Origin of the sequence: Novosphingobium nitrogenifigens DSM 19370, from assembly GCF_000192575.1 — a bacterium.
In the GTDB taxonomy this organism is placed as follows: Bacteria; Pseudomonadota; Alphaproteobacteria; order Sphingomonadales; family Sphingomonadaceae; genus Novosphingobium; species Novosphingobium nitrogenifigens.
Genome location: NZ_GL876932.1, coordinates 117,567 through 124,349, shown reverse-complemented (window position 1 = coordinate 124,349; position 6,783 = coordinate 117,567). Strand labels below are relative to the sequence as shown.

Here is a 6,783-nt window from a genome sequence, read left to right as displayed (position 1 = left end):
CAGGTCACCATCACGATCTCATGATGAGCATTCCCGTTTACGCAGACCTTGCGCACGTACATGACCATGCGGTCCAGGCCGACGGCGCCTTTGACGAAACGATCCACGGCATTCTGGCGCTCAAGGCCAGCCGGGTGCGCGTTGAGATCCGTGTCGTGCTTCAGGCTCAAACGGTTCGGCGCTTGCCTGAATTGGCGCACTTCATTGCACGCAATCTCCTGTTCGTGGACCATGTGGCCTTGATGGGTCTTGAGCCGACTGGTTTTGCGCGGGCAAACATGGATAGTATCTGGGCGGATCCGCTGGACTACGCGGACCAGCTTCGGGAAGCCGTCCGCATCCTGTCCGACGCAGGCCTGCGGACCTCGATCTACAACAGTCAACTTTGTGTACTGTCGCCTGAAGTTCGACCTTTCGCCCGCCGTTCGATCAGCGATTGGAAGCAAACCTACCTTCCGGAATGCGAGACCTGCGAAGTCAGGAGCGACTGTGCCGGCTTTTTCGCGACCGTAACTTACGCAAGAAGCCGGGGTATCACGCCCATTTCCCGATCATTGGCCCCTTACGCGTAAGGTAAGCCCCACTTCACTGAGCAGGGCAGTCCCACGCCCGGCTTGCCGTACCTGCGGCTGGTGTCAGTCGGCTCCAATGCCGAACTTGCGGGGTAATTTGATCGTGGACGGCGGCGGGATTGGGGCCTAGCGCGGGGGTTTGGGCGCGGGAGGTTTCCTTGCGTCGGGTCAGTTTGGGAATTGCCGGGTTCTTTATGGTGCAAGGTTCGCTGTCGTCGCGCGCTTTTCTTCGTCGGTGGCGCTGGGGCGTGGCGTGTCTGGCTTGTCTGGGTGGGGCAAGCGGCGTGCGGGCGGCCGAGGACGATGGGGCGGCGGCGGGCGATGGCACGACCATCGAGGTCAGGGGCCATGTCGATCCCGAAGGATTGTTGCCGCCGCAGACCGTACCCAAGGCGGTAAGTGCGATCGGGACAGCGTTCATCGAGAAGCAGGCGCCGACGCTCAATGCGTTTCAGCTGGTCAATCTGCTGCCCGGCGCGAATGTGTCCTCGACCGATCCCTATGGCTTGTCCTCGACCTCCAGCCTGACCTTGCGCGGGTTGGGGCAGGACGAGATCGGCGTCCTGATGGAAGGCGCGCCGCAGAACGACATCGGCTATTACTATGCCTATCCCGCGCAGTTCGCCGACGCTGAAAACATCAGCCGGGTGGATCTCTCGCAAGGGTCGGTGGATATCGATTCCCCGGTGGTCAACGGGGCTGGCGGGCTCCTGTCCTTGCATCTCGACGATCCGCACCAGCGGTTCGGCGTGCTCGTCGATGGGTCATTGGGCTCGTACAACGAACGGCGCGCGTTCGTGCGGGTCGATACCGGAGAAATCGGATCGACGGGCCTGCGCGCCTTTGTCTCTTATTCCAACAATCGCGCGGACAACTGGCGCGGGGCCGGGTACGACCATCGCCAGCATGTCGATGCCAAGATCGAGAAGGAATGGGGAGCGGGCAACCACGCCAGCATCGCCTTTTCGTGGAACGAGGCGAAGACATCGACTTATCCCGCTCCCTCGCTCGCCGATTGGCAGACCTATGGGCGCAGCTATAACTACGACGCGACTTATACCGCCGGGAATACCAATTACTGGCGGCTCTATCGCAGCCCGTTTCGCAACGAATATGTGTCCGCGCCCGTCCATCTGGTCCTGTCCGACCGGTTGACGTTCGACACCACCGCCTATCTGCAATTCGGCTACGGCAATTCGCCCTATGGCACGCAATTGACGACCGATGGGAACACGCTCGGGACCGAAGTGCTGACCCAGCCGGTCGCCTTGCCCGGCGCGGTGGACGGGACCGCGACCGTGCTCGGCAATTTCACCGGGCAACAGTTCCGCGTCGGCGACGTCGCCAAGCTCACCTATCGCGCGGGGCTCCACGCCCTGACCCTTGGCGGGTGGATCGATTATGGCACCGACCATGACGTCGAAAGCTTCACGCCCATCGACGGCGCGGGCAATCCGGTGGATGTCTGGGGCCACGCCGGACAGGCGATCCGCACTGCTGACGGGCGCCTTCTGGCCGAACTCGACGAACGCACGACCACGGTGGTCAAGGGCTTCTTCCTGGCCGACCGGGTCGCGTTGTCCTCGCGCTTTACGCTGGAGGCCGGGTTCAAGGGCGTAAGCGTGCTGCACAACGGCATCAACTATCTGCCCGGACCGCAAAGCGGGGTTCATTTCGCCAGCTTTGCCGCCCTGCCGCGCCTGTCGCTGCAATACCGCTTCAACGAGCGGCATCAGATTTTTGCCAATGTGACCACCCATTTCCGCGCGCCGGACGAATACACGCTCTACAACACCTATTACGGCGGCGAACTGTCGCAACAGGGCACCACCGCGCTCAAGAACGAATATTCGATCGCCGAGGAAATCGGCTATCGCTATGCCGGGCCCAGCCTGTCGGGCGCGGTCACGGCGTTCCATTACAATTTCCGCAATCGCCAACTGGCGACCATCGTCGATGTCGATGGGGCGCTCATCAACACCACGCTCAATGCCGGGCACCAGACGTCCTATGGCGTCGACGCGGAAATCGACTGGCGCCCGTTCGAAGGGGTGAGCTTTTATGCCTCGGGCGAATATCTCCACGCGCGGCTGGGCGACGACCTGCCGGTCGGCGGCGATCTTTTGCCCACGGCGGGCAAGCACGCGGTTTCGGCCCCCGACTGGCAATTCGGTCTGGGCGGAACGTACGACGACAAGCGGGTTTTCGGCAGTTTCGCGCTCAAATGGGTCGATCGCCAGTATTCCTCGTTCATGAATGACGAGAGCATTCCCGGCTATGCCACGCTCGACCTGTCTGTGGGGGTGCATCTGGCGGGTCTGATCGACAAGAACCGCACCGATCTGCGGCTCAATGTCGTCAATGTCACCAATCCCCACGTCCTGTCGGGCGTGCAGCAGATCGTGACCAATGCGCTCGACACCGTGGGCCGGGGCGGGACCGTGATCGCGGGCACTTCGCCGACGTATTACATCGGCAGCGGGCGGGCGTTCGTCGTCACGCTGGCGCGCCAGTTCTGACGGCGCGGCTCGGGGATTTCGCGCATGGGTGATCCGGTCCACCTCGTCCACGGCATGGGCACCGGGCTCGAAGCGCCGAGCTGGCCCGCGATCGCCCATGACGAGGCACAGGCGGTGCTGGCGATGTTTCCCGAGGCAGGGCGGCTGGAAACGCTCGACTGGCATTCCCCGCGCCCGTTTTCCTCGGCAGCCCTGGCACAGACCGACCGGGGGGCGCTGTTCCTCAAACGCCACCATCGCCGTTTGCGCAGTGTCGCGGGGTTGGCGGGCGAACATGCCTTTATCGCGCATCTGCGCGCGCGCGGGGTGCCGGTCGTCGATGTCCTTGCCACTCGCGACGGGGCGAGCGCCTTTGCCGGGGGCGACTGGGTCTGGGAAGTGCATCGCAAGGCGCAAGGGCTCGATCTCTATCGCGATCGCCAGTCGTGGACGCCGTTCCTGTCGCTCGACCATGCCCATGCGGCAGGGGCGGCGCTGGCACGGCTGCATCTGGCCGCGCAAGGCTTCGTCGCGCCCGCGCGCCCGGCCTTGCCGCTGGTGACGAGCCTGTCGATCCTGACCGCGGCGGATCCTCTGGCCGCAGCGGAGGACTATGTCGCGGCGCGTGCCGGGCTGGCGGACTATCTGTCCGGACGCGACTGGCGCCATGAACTGGCGGCCCTGTTCGATGGGTTCGCGGTCGATCGGCTGGCGGAGGATCTGGCACGCGAACCGGGGCTGTGGACGCACAACGACTGGCACCCGTCGAACCTTTTGTGGACGGAGGCGGGGGACGTGGCGAGCGTGCTCGATTTCGGGCTGTCGGACCGGACTTGCGCGCTCCATGATCTGGCGACTGCGCTTGAACGCTGTGCGGTCCGCTGGCTCGACCTGACGCCCGACCGGCAAGATGTGGCCGAACCGGACGCCGCGCGGGCGCTGCTGGCCGGGTATCATGCGGTGCGGCCGTTGAGCGTGGAGGACCGTGCCTTGCTCGCCCGATTGCTGCCGCTGGTCCATGTCGAATTCGCGATGTCCGAGGCGGACTATTTCCACGGCGTGCTTGCGCGCAAGGGGGACGCCGATCTCGCCTGGGACAGCTATCTTTTCGGCCATGCGCACTGGTTCCTGACGGCACCGGGTCGCGATCTGCTCGATGTCGTGGCGCGGGGGTGATCGGGATATGTCGTGGCTTGAAATTGTGGCGGTCGCGGTCAGCTTCCTTGCCATCTGGCTGACGGCGCGGCGGCACATGGCGTGCTGGCCGGTGGGGCTCTTGTCCTGCGCGCTCTATTTCAAGCTGTTTCTCGACGTGCGGCTCTATGCCGACATGGCGTTGCAGGTGCTGTTCGGCCTGTCGGTGATCTATGGCTGGATCGCGTGGGCGCGCGGGCTGGACGAATGGGGCGAAGTGCCGATGGTCCCCCTGGCACGCGGACCCGCGCTTGTCGCGCTGTCACTGGGCGCGATGGGGGCAGGGGCGATCGGGTGGTTCACCAGCCATTATACCGACGCCGCGCTGCCGTGGATGGATTCTGCGCTCAGCAGTTTCAGCCTTGTCGCCCAATACTGGACCGCGCGGCGCCACCCGGCGAGCTGGCTTTTGTGGATTGCCCTCGACACGATCTATGTCGGCATGTTCGTGTTCAAGGCGCTGTGGCTGACCGCCGGGCTTTATGCGGCGATGACCGGGCTGGCCGCGATCGGCTATCTCCGCTGGCGCCGGGCGGGAATGGGCTGACCCGCAGGAGCAAATTCCACGCAGAATGGTTGTCTGGTTTCGGGGCGTGGAAATGGTGGCCGTATTGTCTGGAATGGCAGGGGACGGCCATTCACACTGGCCGATTTGCCCAGCCCCTGACCAAGGCTGTGGCGTCATCAAGCATCGCGGCAAGGCTGTCTAGCGGTCCCTCCCAGCGCTTCTCAAACTCACTTCCGTCATCTGTATCAATAGAGCAGGCGTTCACCGCAATATGGCCAGAAACGGGCGGTTCGATAGATATTTGAAAGCATTCAAGTGGTCGATGGCCCGGCAAATACGCAAACCGTGCGGGCTGCCCAGCCCATTCGACAAACAACGTTTTGACGTTGGCTTTGGCCCACGTTTTGATGATTGTGTCTGCCTCGCCGTATATCGTCATGCCGGAATGATGAACGCGTTTCTGAACGTCCGCAACAGCACCGTATCCGGAACGGCAAGTCTACAGCCTAAAGCAGCGGCCCGGCCAGTCGGAACAGGTTTTCCAGGAACCGCCGCCGCCATGAACGCGCGGCCCATGTTTCGCGGGTCAGCGTGGTGCAATCGTGGGCATAGCGGTCGATCACCGCGTCGAGGTCGGCATTGACCTGCCGTTCATAGATCAGGAGGCTGAGCTCCAGATTGAGATAGAAACTGCGCATGTCCATGTTGACCGTGCCGAACAGGCTGACGCTTTCATCGATCAGCATGGCCTTGGCATGGAGCAGCCCCCCGGCAAAGCAGCGGACGACGATCCCCGCGTCGAGCAGTTCGGCAAACGAAGCCTGGCTTGCATATTGGCCGATGCGGGTATCGACTTTTTCCGGCACGATCACTTCGACCGCGACCCCGCGCTTGGCCGCCGATTTGAGCGCGAGCAGAACCGCCTGATCCGGAATGAAATAGGGGGTGACGATGCGCACCCGCCGCCGCGCGCTGAAAATGGCCGCGACGATGAATTCATAGATCGTCGAATTGGCCATTTCCGGCCCCGACGGCAACAATTGCATCATCAGCCTGCCGCCCGGCCATTCGGCCTGCGGGGCAAAGGGCAAGGGGGGCAGGGTGTCCGGCCCGATTTCGCGCCCCGGTTCGTCGAGCAGGTAGTCGGTGTTGAACAGACAGGCGAGCGCGTCGACCATCTGCCCTTCGATCCGCATCATGATGTCGATCCATTCGCCCACGTGGCTGTCGGTCTTGAACAGGCGCGGATCGACGAGGTTGAAGCTGCCGGTATAGGCGACGGTGCGGTCGCAGATCAGCTGCTTGCGATGGTTGCGCAAATCCGACCGTTTCGAGAACGATTTGACCAGCGCCACCGGCAACGAGCGCAGCACGCCCACGCCTGCGGTTTTCAGCCGCGCGGGCCATGGCGAGCGGAAGAACGCCTTGCTGCCGTAATCGTCGGCCAGGATCTTGCACGAAACCCCGCGTGCCGCCGCGCGCAGCACCGCTTCGAGCACGGCTTCGACCCGGCCGCTGGGGTCGATGATATAGAATTCGAGACAGCAATCGCTTTGCGCCGCGTCGATGTCGCGGATCATGCTGTTCAGGATGGTCCCCGCATCGGTGAGGATGGTATGGCGATTGTGCGACAGGACCGGAAAGCCGCTGTCCCGCGCGATCGACCGGGCCAGCGCGTCGAAGGGCGGCGGGATCGTCGACAGCCCGGGCCCGTCGGCGCCCGCGATCGCATAGGCGTTTTCGTAATAGCGGCGGATGCGTTGCCCCAGATGAAGCCGCCGCCCGCCCAGCGTCGGATCGCCGAACAGGACGTAGAGCACCGGCCCGGCAATCGGCATGGCGATGAGGATGACGATCCACGCCAGCGCGCTGTTCACCTGCAACCGGCGATAGAGAACGCGCAGCGACAGCACCACGGCAAGCGCGATGTGAAGCAGCAGAGGGGTTGAAATCGCGGGAAGCACCTCGCATCCTTTACCGGAACGATCGAACGCTGATGGAAACGGACTGC

The 6,783-nt window shown here is 63.6% G+C and carries 5 protein-coding genes and 1 pseudogene; 4 read left to right on the top strand and 2 right to left on the bottom strand.

Going from position 1 to position 6,783, the window contains the following annotated elements; genetic code table 11:
• From Y88_RS10070 to pnuC, 4 genes and pseudogenes are all read left to right on the top strand, one after another.
• A pseudogene (locus tag Y88_RS10070) lies at positions 1–572 on the top strand (hypothetical protein); the annotation flags it as partial.
• A gap of 194 nt (positions 573–766) precedes the next feature.
• Entirely contained in the window at positions 767–3,091 is a 2,325-nt protein-coding gene (locus Y88_RS10065; protein WP_008068567.1) for a TonB-dependent receptor, read from the top strand.
• 24 nt (positions 3,092–3,115) lie between these two features.
• Positions 3,116–4,246, top strand: a complete 1,131-nt coding sequence (locus tag Y88_RS10060) for a phosphotransferase enzyme family protein (protein WP_008068568.1) — start codon at positions 3,116–3,118, stop codon at positions 4,244–4,246.
• Positions 4,247–4,253: 7 nt separating this feature from the next.
• Positions 4,254–4,811: a nicotinamide riboside transporter PnuC gene (gene pnuC / locus Y88_RS10055; RefSeq protein WP_018075946.1), complete on the top strand. Its 558-nt coding sequence runs from the start codon at positions 4,254–4,256 to the stop codon at positions 4,809–4,811.
• Between the two features lie 91 nt (positions 4,812–4,902).
• Here pnuC and Y88_RS19605 read toward each other — a convergent pair whose 3' ends face one another.
• On the bottom strand, positions 4,903–5,211 hold the full coding sequence (locus Y88_RS19605; RefSeq protein ID WP_018075945.1) for a hypothetical protein: 309 nt from the start codon (positions 5,209–5,211) through the stop codon (positions 4,903–4,905).
• Between the two features lie 67 nt (positions 5,212–5,278).
• On the bottom strand, positions 5,279–6,736 hold the full coding sequence (cls, locus tag Y88_RS10045) for a cardiolipin synthase (protein WP_008068573.1): 1,458 nt from the start codon (positions 6,734–6,736) through the stop codon (positions 5,279–5,281).
• Positions 6,737–6,783: the final 47 nt, after the last annotated feature.